The following is a 14,944-nucleotide window of genomic DNA, read 5'->3' on the forward strand; positions in this document are numbered from 1 at the left end:
GATTTTTATTTTAATATTCTTCACATATACTTATTCTACAAGCATAGAGCGACACGGTAATTCGATTATAAAAGTAGTACCTATCCCCAGTTGGGAATCGACTAATATCCGCCCGTTCATCTTCTCGACGATCAGTTTGCAGATAGGTAAGCCCAGACCGGCCCCTTGAGCAAAGGAATCCAATTTCTCAAACCTTTCGAATATCTTTTCAAGCATATTCTGCGGGATGCCCCGACCGGTATCTTTAACACCGATTCTGACAGATTGGTGGTCTACCTCATAGAAGACTTCCACATGTCCGGTGGTAGTGTTCTTTAAGGCATTCGAAAGGAAATTACTCAAGATCTGTTTGATACGCAATTTATCCAGTTCTACCAAAGAATCATGTGCCGGATAGTTGGTCAGAAGTTCAACGCCGGATGGTACTTGATGAGCATACTCCGCTACACTCTCGTCAAGAAGCTCGGTAAGGTTAACCCAGTCCGGACGCAATTCCAGATAACCGGATTCTATTTTAGAAAGATCAATTACATCATTAATCAGATTTAATAATAGTTTGTTGTTATGTCCAATCAGAGAATTATATAGTTCCTTTTCCGCTGCACTTTCCGTACTAGTCAACAGGCTTGAAAAGCCGACAATAGCATTTAAAGGAGTACGGATTTCATGACTCATATTAGCCAGGAAAGCAGACTTTAACCGATCGGACGCTTCAGCTTTATCACGTGCCTTGACAAGCATTTCTTCTGTCCTTTTCAGTTCTGTGATATCATAATTGATGCTGATAATTTCGATAATCCGGTCTTGCGGGGCATATTTCTTTACTAACAGATTGACATGCGTCCATGTGTATGTGCCATCCTCCCTAAGGACACGCATCTCTTTGCTAAGTTGGGTGGTAAGTCCCTTTCGTGCGTCGTCCAAAAAACGAATCAACAAGGCACGGTCATCGGGGTGGAAATGCCGGTATGTGCCAAAGATGTCGGACAACGGAGTTTCATCCGCTTCACCCACATTTCTGTACCAGCTTTTTTGGGCATAGCCGTGTCCACTCAAAATATTGAAGTGGGCATAACCGACCTTGGCATAATCACCGACCAGTTCAAAGAACTCCTCAAACTCCTGAATCTTATTATAGGCTACCGTTGTTTCTGTCTTATCCGCATTAATCAATAGATAGTTTATTGGCTGATGCTCACTATTATATAATGTAGTCACTTTAGTCATCAGATCAATCGTACCCTGTTTTTGGGTATTCTGATAATACGATCCGACCTTCGAGAAGTCATAACGGAAAGTAAAGTCGGCATCTTCATTTTTCTTCAGCCGTTCTTTCATTTCTTTCGGAAAAATAGGATTATCAAAAATATTGATACCCAATACGTCTTCTTTCTTCTCTATATGAAACATTTCTAATTCCTTATCGTTCAGATCCACCAATACCCCATCCATATCATATAACTCGATACCAATAGGCAAATACTTGAAAATGTTAGATAAGAGACGCTCACTGTATTGCAAAGCTTGGTAAGCAGATGCCATATCAGGACCATCTTGCACTTCGGATATACCATAAATGATTTCGTTTCCGCCTTCATCCGTTTCTTGAAAGCATACCTTGCTACGTACCCAAACAGATCCTTTCACCGTATCAAGCAAATACACCACCTCCGGCCATTGATACACACCAAAGGAATGAAAAGTTGCAGAATGTTGCTCCTCTTTCAGAATACGTTTATTGAAATCTTCAAAACTGATAACTCCGGTCTGATCCAGACCTAATAACTCTACTATAAAGTCAGAACATTCATAATTCGCAGTTGATAAATTGGCTTTCCACCATCCCATATTAGCGTTAGCCATCAACTGCGAGAAAAAGGTAAAATCTTGTAGTCTATTCATAACGCTATTTATCATTTTATTATTTTTCGGGCGCAAAATATAGATTAGCGACAAATCTAACTTTCAGAAAGACACTTTTTTAGCATATTATAAGAAGATTATTTGTGATTAAACTAAAAAATTTCCGGTTGAAACTTTCTCTAAAAGAGATTATTTCAACCGGAAATTTTACAATCGTCAAGTTCCTTATTTTACTTTTTCAAGGACTGATAAACAGCTTTTGCCATCACTTTAGCCCCTTCTTCATTCGGATGGATCTTATCCGGAAACAATTGGGGCATTCCGTCCATTGCTGCGTGAAGATCGATGACAGACAAGTTATTTTTCTTGGCAACCTTCTTTATCATCGGAATGATTTGTTTAGAGATGATATCATCGTTGATATTATCACCGGTCTGATAGGCTTTAGAAGGATAACAAAGATAAATCTTCGGTTGAGCTGGCAGCGCTTTGAAAGCATCGACCATTGTTTGCAGATCTTTCGTGAAGTCGGCCTTATATTTCCAGTTGAATGATTTACTGTCATTCGTACCCAACTTGATAACAACGATATTAGGATTGAAAGCCAGCGCATCCTGATAAGCTTTTTCATTCATATAAGGATGATCGCCCTTGTTCAGCAGAGTGCGGGCACTGACTCCGAAATTCTTTACCCAATAAGCCTCTCCCAACATACGGCTCAACACGGCCGGATAACTGTCACGATCACGATTCTTGATACGTGCTCCATACGTAATACTATTTCCAATGCAAGCTACACGGATAGCATCTTTATGAGGAACTTTGAAACTACGGAGCCAAGACGTCAGTTCGTCCAACATTTCATTCTTATAGAGGAAACCCTCGCGAATTCCCCATCCATGTCCGCCGGAAGGGTAAATATGAAGTACCGAAGGAACATTGTTCTTGTTCAGCGCCAAATAATAATTAACTCCGTTAGCAGGCGGAACGACTTTATCATCATCACTATATACGATAAAAGCACGCGGTGTATCTTTCGTCACTTGCTTTTCATTAGAATATTCAAGTTCCAATTCAGCAGAAGCATCTTTTCCCAAAAGGTTGTCGTGAGAGCCCCTATGGGTATAAGATTTATCCATCGTAATCACAGGATAAAAAAGAATCTGAAAGTTCGGACGAAGTTCGGGCTTAGCATGAGTGGCAATGGTAGAAGCCAGATGTCCACCGGCAGAAGAGCCCATGATACCAATGTCATTCGGGTTCAAATTCCAGACATTGGCACTGTCACGCACCAATTTCATTGCTGCTTCAGCATCCGAAATGGGTAATGTACGATCACCGTTCGGCATCCGGTATTTTAGCACAATCAATGCAATACCTTGTTTATTAAAGTAGGGAGCCCAATCACAGCCTTCGTGTTCGAATGCCAAATGTGAATATCCACCTCCCGGACACGCAACCACAGCACGCCCCGTTGCCAGTTCCGGCGCAGGAAGGAATACGCGAAGTGAAGGTTGTTCAATATCAAAAGGTTTCGGAACATTTTGCGCTACCACTCGTGAACCAGCAAAAAAGAGAAGCAGCAAGATAAAAATAGTAGAAAATTTCTGTTTCATAGTATCTATGTACTTTGATTAATGAATAATTAGATGCGCGAAGATAGTAATTTTGCGTATCTTTGCAGCCCATTTTGATTAGAAAAATTATATGCAAGGAATAAAGAATCTGACACAAGGCCCTATCAATCGTCAACTGTTTAATCTGGCAATGCCGATCATGGCAACGTCGTTTATCCAAATGGCATATAGCCTCACAGATATGGCGTGGGTAGGACGACTGGGAAGTGAAGCCGTAGCCGCCATCGGTTCTGTCGGAATCCTGACCTGGATGTCCGGTTCTATCTCCTTATTAAATAAGGTGGGATCTGAAGTGAGTGTCGGACAATCCATCGGTGCGCAAAGCCAGGAAGATGCCCGCAGTTTCGCGTCTCATAACATCACGATTGCTTTGATTATTTCCATCTGTTGGGGCACACTCCTTTTTATATTTGCAGAACCTATCATACGCATCTATGAACTCGAGGATCATATTACGGCCAATGCCATCCAATATCTGCGGATTGTTTCTACCGGATTACCTTTTGTCTTCCTCTCCGCCGCCTTCACCGGAATTTATAATGCAGCAGGGCGCAGTAAAGTCCCGTTCTTTATCAGCGGCACAGGATTGATACTGAACATCATTCTGGACCCGCTCTTCATTTTCGGTTTCGGGCTGGGAACCAATGGTGCGGCATACGCTACCTGGATTGCGGAAGCAAGTGTTTTCCTGATTTTCGTTTATCAGTTGCGTTGCCGGGATGCCCTGCTTGGCGGTTTCCCTTTCTTCACGCGGCTAAAGAAAAAATATACACGGAGAATCTTTAAACTGGGATTACCCGTAGCTACTTTGAATACGTTATTTGCTTTCGTCAATATGTTCCTTTGCCGCACCGCCTCGGAACAGGGAGGACACATCGGACTAATGACTTTCACCACCGGAGGGCAAATTGAAGCAATCACCTGGAATACCTCACAGGGATTCTCCACCGCACTAAGTGCCTTCATCGCCCAAAACTACGCCGCCGGACGAGTGGAACGGGTACTTAGAGCCTGGTATACGACTCTATGGATGACGGGAATCTTCGGAACATTCTGTACATTGCTATTCGTGTTCTTCGGGAATGAAGTTTTTGCCATATTCGTCCCCGAACAGGCGGCCTACGAAGCCGGAGGTGTATTCCTCCGTATCGACGGATATTCGCAGCTTTTTATGATGCTCGAAATCACCATGCAGGGAGTATTCTACGGCATCGGACGCACCATCCCTCCTGCTATTATCAGCATCAGTTGCAACTATATGCGTATTCCGCTTGCCATCCTGTTTGTACGGATGGGTATGGGAGTGGAAGGAATCTGGTGGGCAGTCTGCATCACCACGGTTGCCAAAGGGTTAATTCTTTTGAGTTGGTTCATTATTATTAAAAAGAAGTGTTTGAGTATTCCTTCAACGATAAAAGGATAATTATCATTTCCCTTTATTAACAAACAAAGGGGCTCATCCGAGTTATTTTAACTTAAAAAGTACACGCTTGCCAAATAATATGTATCTTTGCATTGTTATTAATAATGCGAAGTGATTCGTATAAAAACATTTTTTATAAACCAATTAAAAAACATCAACATTATGAACAAGATGAAATTTATGGTTCTCTTCATGAGTATTGCCATGATATTTGGTAGCTGTGGAAGTATGAACAACACTGGTAAAGGTGCTGCTATCGGTGGTGGTTCGGGCGCTGCACTAGGTGCGATCCTGGGAGGTGTTATCGGTAAAGGTAAAGGTGCTGCTATCGGTGCTGCTATTGGTACGGCAGTAGGTGCAGGTACAGGTGCTCTTATCGGTAAGAAGATGGACAAAGCAGCAGCAGAAGCAAAACAAATTGAAGGCGCACAAGTAGAACAGATAACAGACAACAACGGATTGCAAGCCGTGAAAGTAACATTCGACTCGGGTATTCTTTTCACTACCGGTAATGCAAATCTAAGTGCTGCTGCTAAATCTGCTTTAAGCAAGTTTGCCAACAATGTGCTCAACCAGAACCGGGATATGGACGTGTCTATCTACGGATATACCGACAACCAGGGCTGGAAGAACAGTACTGCTGCACAAAGCCAGCAAAAGAACCTGAACTTATCACAAGAACGTGCGCAAAGTGTGTCCAGTTACTTGTTGAGTTGCGGTGTTTCCACCAATCAGATCAAGAGTGTACAAGGAATGGGTGAAAGCGATCCCGTTGCAAGCAATGACACTGCTGCCGGTCGCGAACAAAACCGTCGTGTAGAAGTATACATGTACGCAAGTGAGCAAATGATTAAAGATGCACAAGCAGCTACTCATTAAAAAATTACTGCGCTATACGCGCAACCTGCTGATTTTCTTCTTTGCATCAACGCTACTGGCAGTGATTATTTATCGTTTCATGCCGGTTTATGTAACTCCGTTGATGGTTATCCGAAGCGTTCAGCAAGTTTTTTCAGGAGATAAACCCACGTGGAAGCACACGTGGGTTTCTTTTGATAAGATATCTCCCAACCTGCCGATGGCGGTCATAGCCTCCGAAGATAACCGTTTTGCCGAACACAACGGGTTCGACCTCGTAGAAATCAAGAAAGCGATGAAAGAAAACGAAACACGCAAACGGAAACGGGGAGCAAGCACCATCAGTCAGCAGACAGCCAAGAATGTGTTCTTATGGCCGCAATCGTCGTGGGTACGCAAAGGGCTCGAAGTCTACTTTACGTTTCTCATCGAACTCTTCTGGTCGAAAGAGCGAATCATGGAAGTCTATCTCAACTCTATAGAAATGGGAAATGGCATCTACGGCGCACAAGCAACCGCAAAAAATAAGTTCGGAACAACAGCCGACAAACTGACCCGGGGACAATGTGCACTCATCGCCGCCACCCTCCCCAACCCGATACGATTTAACTCGGCGAAACCTTCGTCATACATACTAAAACGACAAAGTCAGATATTACGGCTAATGAATCTGGTTCCTAAATTCCCACCGGAAGAGAAGGCCGTTGAAAAGAAAAAAAGCAAAAAAAAGAAAAGCAAATAACAAGAAAGAATTTATAACCTAGTTTAATTTACGATTAGACGATTTACAATGTACGATTGAAATAACTATTGGAATCATAAGTACTTATCTTTGCATGAGTATTCCCTCATTCACAATTCAAACTTCAATCGTACATCGTAAATCATCTAATCGTAAATAAAATAGGTTATAAAAAAGGAAGGAGCAATGAGAATCTATCTTTTTGCTCCTTCTGCTAATAAGCTTGTTTGTATGCGTTATCCTCATTTATACAAAATCTTTCAATTCCTGTTGTAAACGTTGACGTGTGAAGAATATGCGGCTCTTCACTGTGCCTAATGGTAATCCTAGTTTCTCTGCGATTTCGCGGTATTTAAAACCAGATACGTGCATAGAGAAAGGAATCTTATACTCCCGGGGGAGTCCGTTGACGATGCGGTGCATTTCTTTCAGGTCGTAAGCACCTTCCGTACTTTCAAATCCTGAATCTTGTGGCAGATTTAAGTGATAATAATTATCGGTTGTGTCAACAAAAGTTTGATCGCGTACTACTTTACGGTAGTTATTTATAAAGATGTTACGCATAATAGTGTACATCCATCCTTTGAAATTTGTGTCCGGAACATATTTTTCTTCATTATCTAATGCTTTTAAAGATGTTTCCTGCAATAAGTCATTTGCTTCTTCACGGTTGGCCGTCAATTTATAAGCAAAACGAAGCAACTCTTCCTGTACTCCAATTAAATCTTTTCTGAAACTTAAACTTTTCATACTTTAATGGTTTTATGGTTAATATTTCGTTTTTCTCGATGTTTGCAAGTTTAAAGGTATTTTGCTTATCAAGCAGGGTAGGATCCGTTATTTTTTAGGGTGAAATTCTATCAATTGACAGATTTTGGGTGCTTTCTGACAGTTTTTAGGTGGTATTAGCGAAATTTACCCCCTACTACTTGGTTAAAAGAACCAAATAGATTACTTTTGATTTTATATTATTAAATAAAACAAAAAGCTATGACCATACTTATTATTGTAGGGATTATTGTATTGCTGGGCATCTTCTTTGCTTCCATGTACAACTCATTAGTGAAATTGAGAAACAATCGTGAAAATGCGTTCGCCGACATCGATGTACAGTTGAAACAACGCCATGATCTCATTCCCCAACTGGTAGACACCGTGAAAGGATATGCCGCACATGAAAAGGAAACGCTCGACCGGGTGATTCAGGCACGTAACGGTGCAGTGGGCGCAAAAACGATTGATGATAAGATAGCTGCCGAAAACCAGTTAAGCTCTGCTCTTGCAGGATTGAAAATCACTCTCGAGGCTTATCCCGATTTGAAAGCTAATCAAAATTTCCTGCAATTACAGGAAGAAATTGCTGATGTAGAGAATAAACTGGCTGCTGTCCGCCGTTACTTCAACTCGGCAACTAAAGAATATAATAACGCCGTACAGACATTCCCATCGAATATAGTAGCAGGAATGACCGGATTCCAAAGAGAAATCATGTTCGACCTGGGGAAGAATGAACGTGCGAATCTGGATCAGGCACCTAAAATAAGTTTCTAAACTCTTTATTCACACCGTCCACTCAATTACAAAAGTTGAACACGCATGCAATACGTCGGAATCCAAACACAGCAGAGCCGGAATAATCTGCGCTCTGCGTTTCTACTGTTCCTGTTTCCCTGTCTCGTGGCAGCACTCCTCTATTTATCCTGCTACCTGTTGGTTCTTTTTGGATACGGAAAGAGTATGGAAATAGAAATAATGCCAATGGTCAATCATTTCTTTCTCTCTTCGTTGCCATACACCATGGGAATCGTAATCATCTGGTTTCTGATTGCCTACTGGGCCAACACAAGCATTATCAATTCTGCCACCGGTTCCAAACCGCTGGATCGTATAGAGAATAAGCGCGTTTACAACCTGGTAGAAAACCTATGTATGTCGCAAGGCATGAAGATGCCGAAAATCAATATCATCTATGACAGTTCTCTGAATGCATTTGCAAGCGGCATCAATGAACGTACATACACTGTTACCCTCTCGGAAGGTATCATCAAAAAACTGAATGATGAAGAACTGGAAGCAGTGATTGCGCATGAGCTAAGTCATATCCGCAACCGTGACGTGCGCTTGCTGATAATATCCATCGTCTTTGTCGGTATCTTTTCCATGCTGACAGAAATCACCCTATATACCATCACACACATACGTGTACGCAGCAACAGCAAAGGTAGTGGCGGCATTTTTCTTTTCATTCTACTCGCTTTAGTGATAGCCGCCATCGGTTATCTTTTCTCAAGCCTGATGCGTTTTGCCATTTCACGCAAACGCGAATACATGGCAGACGCGGGATCGGCAGAAATGACAAAGAATCCGTTGGCACTGGCCAGCGCTCTCCGCAAAATATCAGCAGATCCTGCTATCGAGGCAGTAGAGAGGAAAGACGTGGCGCAATTATTTATACAGAATCCTAAAAAGAAATCGAAAAGCATATTCAGCGGAATCAACGGATTGTTTGCCACTCATCCTCCCATTGAAAAACGAATTGAAATACTGGAACAGTTCTAAAAGCCTGTTCTAATTTTCTTCCCAAGCGTTTTTATTCAAAAGTTGATTATGCCCTTAATTGGTCTAAACTTATAAATAACAGGGATTTCTGTTTAATTTTCATTAAAGGAAACAGAACTATCCCTGTCTTTTTCTTATATTTGGTTGTTATACATATATACATCAACCTAAATACAACTGATATGAGAACGAAGAAACAAATCTTTATGCTGTTACTAGCCTTGCTAGTGGGCATCCCTACCCTTTCGGCTCAAAGTAAAAAGGAAAAGAAAGAACAGAAGAAAGAAGCCGTAAAGAAGCTGATTGAATCTGAAAACTACAAGATAGATGTCAACACCGCCATGCCGATGCGCGGACGCTCCATCCCTTTGACATCTTCCTACTCACTGGAAATCAGAAACGATTCGGTCATTTCTTATCTGCCTTATTATGGACGGGCTTACAGCATCCCCTATGGCGGAGGCGACGGGCTAAATTTTAAAGCTGTGCTCAAAGAATACAGTATGGAAATGGATAAGAAAGGAAATGCCGTCATCGAGTTTATCGCACGCAATCCCGAAGACAGGTATGAATACAGAGTCAAAGTATTCCCCAATGGTTCGGCAAGCATTGATGTCAATATGCAAAACCGTCAGTCCATTAGTTTTCAGGGGGAGCTGTATATAAAGGAAGAAAAGTAAGAAACAAAAAACAAGTAAGAAGAACGGACTGAATAATTTTGTATTATTAGGCGTGGATTGCACGGATTACACGGTTGTTAGAATGATGATTACCATACAGCAACCGTGTAATCCGTGCCTAATTTTATAATATAAACTATTAATTCTTAGCTATCCGATAGAAACAATATGAACACATTCACTCGGGCAATATCTTTTTTATTCTTCCGGCTCTTCCCCACCTTTTAATATAGGCAGGCAAATGTGATATTTCACAGCTAAGATGCGAGTCAGAAATACGGCTGATCCGCCAATCAACTGACAAGCGTAGGACTCCATACCTGCGAGATCGCAAATCCAATATGCAATACCGCCTACGACGCAAGCCATTGCGTAAATCTCCTTTCGGAAGATAAGAGGTATTTCATTGATAAATACGTCACGAATCACCCCACCGGCTGCTCCCGTAATGCTACCCATGATAATCGCCACCCAAAAAGGATACCCCAGAGCAATGCTCTTGCCTACACCTACCACGGTAAACAGTGCCAGACCGATGGTATCGAAAATGAAGAAAGTATTATTGAGCCGGATGAGCCAGCGTCCGAAACAGATGACCCATAACAAAGCCAGTCCTGTACAAATCAGATAGATAGGGTCAGTCATCCATCCCGGTGTCACGTCGAGCAGTACATCACGGATGGTACCGCCGCCGATAGCCGTAGCAAGTCCTACCACATAAGCGCCGAACCAGTCGAAACGTTTCGCCGAAGCTAGCCGGATACCACTAATAGCAAAGGCAAATGTGCCTATAAAAATCAAGAATTTGAACGAATGTGGGCATATATTTGTTATTTTGTATGCAAAGTAACGAATAAATTCCGTAAGAAAATGTACTTTTGCTTCACGAATTAAACCGAATTAGGTAGAAACAATATGAAAATAACAATTGTTGCGGGGGCACGCCCCAATTTTATGAAGATAGCTCCCATTACACGCGCTATTGAAGCCGCACGGGCGCTGGGTAAAAGTATCTCTTACCGACTGGTTTATACAGGAAGGAAAGACGATACGAGTCTGGATGCTTCTCTCTTTTCGGATCTCGACATGAAAGCTCCTGATGTATATCTGGGAGTGGAAAGCAGTAATCCAACGAGTTTGACAGCCGGAATCATGGTAGCCTTTGAACAAGAACTGACGGAAAATCCGGCACACGTAGTCCTTGTGGTAGACGACTTGACCGCAACCATGAGTTGTGCCATCGTTGCCAAGAAACAAGGCATCAAGGTAGCGCATCTCGTAGCCGGAACCCGTTCTTTCGATATGAAAATGCCGAAAGAAGTCAACCGCATGATTACAGACGGACTATCCGACTATCTGTTCACAGCCGGCATGGTTGCCAACCGCAACCTAAACCAGACGGGAACGGAAAGCGAAAACGTATATTATGTAGGCAACATTCTGATTGATGCCATCCGCTATAACCGGAACCGCTTGCTCAAACCGATATGGTTCTCCGTCCTGGGACTGCAAGAAGGAAATTATCTCCTATTTACTCTCAACCGTCGTGTATTACTCGGCAATAAGGAGAATCTGCGTCAGTTGATGAAAACAATCATCGACAAGTCCGCCGGTATGCCTATCGTTGCACCGCTACATACCTACGTACGTAATGCCATTAAAGAGTTGGACATCGAAGCTCCGAATCTCCATATCATGCCACCGCAGAACTACCTATTCTTCGGTTATCTGATAAACAAGGCGAAAGGAATCATAACAGATTCGGGAAACGTAGCCGAAGAAGCGACCTTCCTGGGTATTCCTTGTATCACACTCAACACGTATGCCGAACATCCGGAAACGTGGCGCATGGGCACCAACGAACTTGTCGGAGAAGATCCTGCCCTGCTTGCCAAAACCATGGATACACTGATGCACGGTGAATGGAAACGTGGCGAACTTCCCGAACGTTGGGACGGACGTACCGCAGAGCGTATTGTACAGATACTTACGAGCAAATAATATTTACCCGGCATGTTCCATTCCGTTTCCCGGCATGGGACTGTTAGTTTCAAGCAATGAAACTAATAGTTTCACACCGAGAAACAAAGTGTTTCACACCGAGAAACCAACAGTTTCATGCCGGGAAACAAAAAGTTTCAAGGGTCGAAACAAAAAGTGCCCTACAACGGGAGCAAAGGTTTCAAATACCGAAACCGGGAGAACGAAATGCGGAAACGCCCTTATCAAAAGGATTAACAGCGGGATGTTCCTTGAATTATCGGACGATATATGCTTGTAAACAACAAAAAACGATGGGTAAAAAAAGTTATATATTCTGTTATCCTTAGAGTTATTTGTTAACTTTGCAGCCCTACTACGAACGTTATGATACAACGATATAACAAAATACTTATACTGTTCTTACTCGTATTGGTAGCTTCCAATGCTTTTGCGCAGCAAATTAAAGGGGTAGTCACTGATTCGATTACCCACGAGCCATTGATGTATATCTCTGTTTACTACCAAGAAAAGAGAGATATGGGTACCATCACCAATATTGACGGAGAATACAGTCTTGACACCCGCAGAAACGGAGGAACACTGGTGTTCTCCGCTGTAGGTTATATCAGTAAAACGGTTCGGGTTGGTTCCAACAATCAGACAGTGAACGTTAAGTTAGCTCCGGATAATGTGCTCCTGAACGAGGTTGTCGTGAAACCTCAAAAGGAGAAATATTCCCGCAAGAACAATCCGGCAGTGGAATTCATGAAGAAGGTAATCGAACACAAAAAGGCACAAGTCCTCGAAGTGAACGAGTACTATCAGTACGACAAGTACGAGAAGATGAAAATGTCTATCAACGACCTCACACCGGAAAAGCTCGAAAAAGGTATCTACAAAAAATATTCATTCTTAAGAGATCAGGTGGAAGTGTCGGAAACAACCAATAAGTTGATTCTCCCTATTTCCGTACAGGAAACGTCCTCGCAAACCATCTACCGCAAAAATCCCGAAAACAAGAAAACGATTATCAAAGGAAAGAACTCCAATGGTATAGAAGAATTTTTCTCTACGGGAGATATGCTCGGCACCGTACTGAAAGACGTATTTGCCGACATCAATATCTACGATGATGATATCCGGTTGCTTCAGCAGCGTTTCGTCAGTCCGATCGGTAACAATGCCATCTCATTTTATAAATATTATCTGATGGATACATTGATGGTAAACAAACGCGAATGTGTCCACCTCACTTTTGTTCCGCAAAACTCGCAAGACTTCGGATTCACCGGCCATCTGTATGTATTGAATGATTCTACATACGCCGTTCAGAAATGTACAATGAACCTGCCTAAAAAAACCGGAGTCAACTTTGTCAACCGCATGGACATCACGCAACAGTATGAGCAACTGCCCAACGGCAACTGGGTATTGGCGGATGATGACATGACCGTAGACCTTTCCTGGAATTCCAACAAAACAGCAGGTGGATTGCAGGTGGAACGAACCACGAAATATAGTAACTATAAATTCGATCCTATTGAACAACGACTGTTCCGGTTGAAAGGCAGCGTAATAAAAGAAGCGGATATGCTCTCGAAAAGCGATGAGTACTGGGCGAGTGTCCGTCAAGTACCATTGACAAAGAAAGAAAGTTCGATGGACGTATTCGTCAACCGTCTCGAACAGATTCCGGGATTCAAATACATCATCTTCGGAGCGAAAGCACTGATTGAGAACTTTGTAGAGACAGGAAGCAAAGAGCATCCGAGCAAAGTGGACATCGGCCCTATCAACACCATGATTTCGAGCAATTACATTGATGGTACCCGTTTCCGGTTGAGCGGTATGACTACGGCTCATTTCGACAAGCACTGGTTCTTGAGCGGATACGGAGCGTACGGTCTGAAAGACGAACGCTGGAAATATAGCGGAACGGTGACTTATTCGTTCAACAAACGCGATTATGTGGTTTGGGAGTTCCCGAAACATTATCTTTCGGCAACGTACAGTTATGACGTAATGTCTCCGATGGACAAATTCCTGTTTACGGATAAAGATAATATCTTCCTGTCGGTCAAGACAACGACAGTAGACCAAATGTCGTATATGCGCGACGCCACCATTAATTATGAACTCGAAACGCTGACCGGATTCGGAGTGAAAGCCATGTTGCGACACCGTAACGACGAGCCTACCGGCAAACTGGAATATCTGCGTAATGATGCTGCACAAACCCGTGTGCACGATGTCACGACTTCCGAAGCTAGTCTGACGCTGCGCTATGCGCCGGGCGAATCATTTGTCAACTCCAAGCAACGCCGCGTGCCTGTGTCGCTGGACGCTCCTATCTTTACGCTCACTCATGCCATGGGTTTCAAAGGAGTATTGGGTGGGGATTACAACTTTAACCGTACGGAAGCAAGTGTGTGGAAACGTTTCTGGCTCCCGGCTTCCTGGGGAAAGATTGATTGCAGCGTGAAAGCAGGTGCAGAATGGAACACAGTTCCTTTCCCGTTGTTAATCCTGCCGGAAGCCAACTTGTCCTACATCACCCAGCGCGAAACGTTCAACTTGATTAATAACATGGAATTCCTGAACGACCGTTACGCTTCCATGTCATTATCCTACGACATGAATGGAAAACTCTTCAACCGTATTCCTCTTATCAAGAACCTGAAATGGAGGGAAATGTTCCGTGTACGTGCTTTGTGGGGAACATTGACGGACAAGAACAATCCATTCAAGAGCAACAATCCCGATTTGTTCCGTTTCCCGACACGTGACGGTAAGTTCACCAGTTTCGTGATGGACCCGAAAGTGCCGTATGTCGAAGCAAGTGTAGGTATCTACAACATTTTCAAGTTGCTGCACGTTGAGTATGTACATCGTTTCACTTATCGTGATAATCCGGGTATCAACAAAAACGGTATCCGCTTCATGGTATTAATGGTATTCTAGAAAATTATGCAACCACTAGCAGAACGGTTACGGCCAAAGACTTTGGATGATTATATCGGTCAGAAACATTTAGTTGGACCGGGGGCTATCTTGCGGAAAATGATTGACGCAGGACGCATCTCTTCGTTTATTCTCTGGGGACCTCCCGGAGTGGGTAAAACAACCCTTGCGCAAATCATTGCCAACAAACTGGAAACACCTTTCTATACGTTAAGTGCCGTGACTTCCGGTGTGAAGG

The 14,944-nt window shown here is 42.9% G+C and carries 12 protein-coding genes and 1 pseudogene; 9 read left to right on the forward strand and 4 right to left on the reverse strand.

Translation table 11 applies throughout. The annotated features are described in order from the left end of the window. Positions 1-30 precede the first annotated feature (30 nt). Together BXY_RS03725 and BXY_RS03730 are read right to left on the reverse strand one after the other, a co-directional pair. Positions 31-1,902, reverse strand: coding sequence for a PAS domain-containing sensor histidine kinase (locus BXY_RS03725; protein ID WP_032851149.1), 1,872 nt, complete (start codon positions 1,900-1,902; stop codon positions 31-33). Positions 1,903-2,093: 191 nt separating this feature from the next. Continuing rightward, positions 2,094-3,479, reverse strand: a complete 1,386-nt coding sequence (locus BXY_RS03730) for a GDSL-type esterase/lipase family protein (RefSeq protein ID WP_008643879.1) — start codon at positions 3,477-3,479, stop codon at positions 2,094-2,096. Between the two features lie 91 nt (positions 3,480-3,570). Between BXY_RS03730 and BXY_RS03735 the strand changes: the two genes are divergently transcribed. The 3 genes from BXY_RS03735 to mtgA all read left to right on the forward strand — a co-directional run bounded on the left by BXY_RS03735 (position 3,571) and on the right by mtgA (position 6,523). After that, entirely contained in the window at positions 3,571-4,923 is a 1,353-nt protein-coding gene (locus BXY_RS03735; protein ID WP_008643882.1) for an MATE family efflux transporter, read from the forward strand. 162 nt (positions 4,924-5,085) lie between these two features. Next, positions 5,086-5,802 carry an OmpA family protein gene (locus tag BXY_RS03740; protein ID WP_004311588.1) on the forward strand — a complete coding sequence of 239 codons (717 nt, stop codon included), beginning with the start codon at positions 5,086-5,088 and terminating at the stop codon, positions 5,800-5,802. Further along, positions 5,780-6,523 carry a monofunctional biosynthetic peptidoglycan transglycosylase gene (mtgA, locus tag BXY_RS03745; protein WP_004311587.1) on the forward strand — a complete coding sequence of 248 codons (744 nt, stop codon included), beginning with the start codon at positions 5,780-5,782 and terminating at the stop codon, positions 6,521-6,523. Before BXY_RS03740 ends, mtgA begins: the two co-directional genes overlap by 23 nt. 246 nt (positions 6,524-6,769) lie before the next feature. On the opposite strand, the gene BXY_RS03750 is transcribed toward mtgA, so the two are convergent. Next, positions 6,770-7,273, reverse strand: a complete 504-nt coding sequence (locus BXY_RS03750; protein WP_008022098.1) for an RNA polymerase sigma factor — start codon at positions 7,271-7,273, stop codon at positions 6,770-6,772. A gap of 240 nt (positions 7,274-7,513) precedes the next feature. On the opposite strand from BXY_RS03750, the gene BXY_RS03755 reads away from it, so the two are divergent. From BXY_RS03755 to BXY_RS03765, 3 genes are all read left to right on the forward strand, one after another. Further along, the gene (locus tag BXY_RS03755; RefSeq protein ID WP_004311585.1) at positions 7,514-8,074 is read left to right on the forward strand and encodes a LemA family protein; all 561 of its coding nucleotides are present in this window, start codon (positions 7,514-7,516) and stop codon (positions 8,072-8,074) included. 45 nt (positions 8,075-8,119) lie between these two features. After that, positions 8,120-9,082, forward strand: coding sequence for a M48 family metallopeptidase (locus tag BXY_RS03760; protein ID WP_008643886.1), 963 nt, complete (start codon positions 8,120-8,122; stop codon positions 9,080-9,082). A gap of 182 nt (positions 9,083-9,264) precedes the next feature. Then, positions 9,265-9,762 carry a DUF4251 domain-containing protein gene (locus BXY_RS03765; protein WP_008022096.1) on the forward strand — a complete coding sequence of 166 codons (498 nt, stop codon included), beginning with the start codon at positions 9,265-9,267 and terminating at the stop codon, positions 9,760-9,762. Positions 9,763-9,960: 198 nt separating this feature from the next. Here BXY_RS03765 and BXY_RS03770 read toward each other — a convergent pair. Next, a pseudogene (locus BXY_RS03770) lies at positions 9,961-10,585 on the reverse strand (trimeric intracellular cation channel family protein). A gap of 92 nt (positions 10,586-10,677) precedes the next feature. Here BXY_RS03770 and wecB point away from each other — a divergent pair. From wecB to BXY_RS03785, 3 genes are all read left to right on the forward strand, one after another. Beyond that, on the forward strand, positions 10,678-11,763 hold the full coding sequence (gene wecB / locus BXY_RS03775; RefSeq protein WP_004311581.1) for a non-hydrolyzing UDP-N-acetylglucosamine 2-epimerase: 1,086 nt from the start codon (positions 10,678-10,680) through the stop codon (positions 11,761-11,763). A 366-nt stretch (positions 11,764-12,129) separates the two neighbouring features. After that, entirely contained in the window at positions 12,130-14,706 is a 2,577-nt protein-coding gene (locus tag BXY_RS03780; RefSeq protein WP_004311580.1) for a DUF5686 and carboxypeptidase-like regulatory domain-containing protein, read from the forward strand. Between the two features lie 6 nt (positions 14,707-14,712). Then, positions 14,713-14,944 (forward strand): AAA family ATPase (locus BXY_RS03785; protein ID WP_208946755.1); only part of this gene is annotated, 232 nt, incomplete at its 3' end.

The organism is Bacteroides xylanisolvens XB1A (assembly GCF_000210075.1).
Classification (GTDB): Bacteria; Bacteroidota; Bacteroidia; order Bacteroidales; family Bacteroidaceae; genus Bacteroides; species Bacteroides xylanisolvens.

Excerpts from the sequence above, each read along its gene's own strand:
- BXY_RS03735 (WP_008643882.1), top strand. The coding sequence starts at position 3,571 with ATGCAAGGAATAAAGAATCTGACACAAGGCCCTATCAATCGTCAACTG.
- BXY_RS03755 (WP_004311585.1), top strand. The coding sequence starts at position 7,514 with ATGACCATACTTATTATTGTAGGGATTATTGTATTGCTGGGCATCTTC.
- wecB (WP_004311581.1), top strand. The coding sequence starts at position 10,678 with ATGAAAATAACAATTGTTGCGGGGGCACGCCCCAATTTTATGAAGATA.
- mtgA (WP_004311587.1), top strand. The coding sequence starts at position 5,780 with ATGCACAAGCAGCTACTCATTAAAAAATTACTGCGCTATACGCGCAAC.
- BXY_RS03750 (WP_008022098.1), bottom strand. The coding sequence starts at position 7,273 with ATGAAAAGTTTAAGTTTCAGAAAAGATTTAATTGGAGTACAGGAAGAG.
- BXY_RS03780 (WP_004311580.1), top strand. The coding sequence starts at position 12,130 with ATGATACAACGATATAACAAAATACTTATACTGTTCTTACTCGTATTG.
- BXY_RS03730 (WP_008643879.1), bottom strand. The coding sequence starts at position 3,479 with ATGAAACAGAAATTTTCTACTATTTTTATCTTGCTGCTTCTCTTTTTT.
- BXY_RS03740 (WP_004311588.1), top strand. The coding sequence starts at position 5,086 with ATGAACAAGATGAAATTTATGGTTCTCTTCATGAGTATTGCCATGATA.
- BXY_RS03725 (WP_032851149.1), bottom strand. The coding sequence starts at position 1,902 with ATGAATAGACTACAAGATTTTACCTTTTTCTCGCAGTTGATGGCTAAC.
- BXY_RS03760 (WP_008643886.1), top strand. The coding sequence starts at position 8,120 with ATGCAATACGTCGGAATCCAAACACAGCAGAGCCGGAATAATCTGCGC.
- BXY_RS03765 (WP_008022096.1), top strand. The coding sequence starts at position 9,265 with ATGAGAACGAAGAAACAAATCTTTATGCTGTTACTAGCCTTGCTAGTG.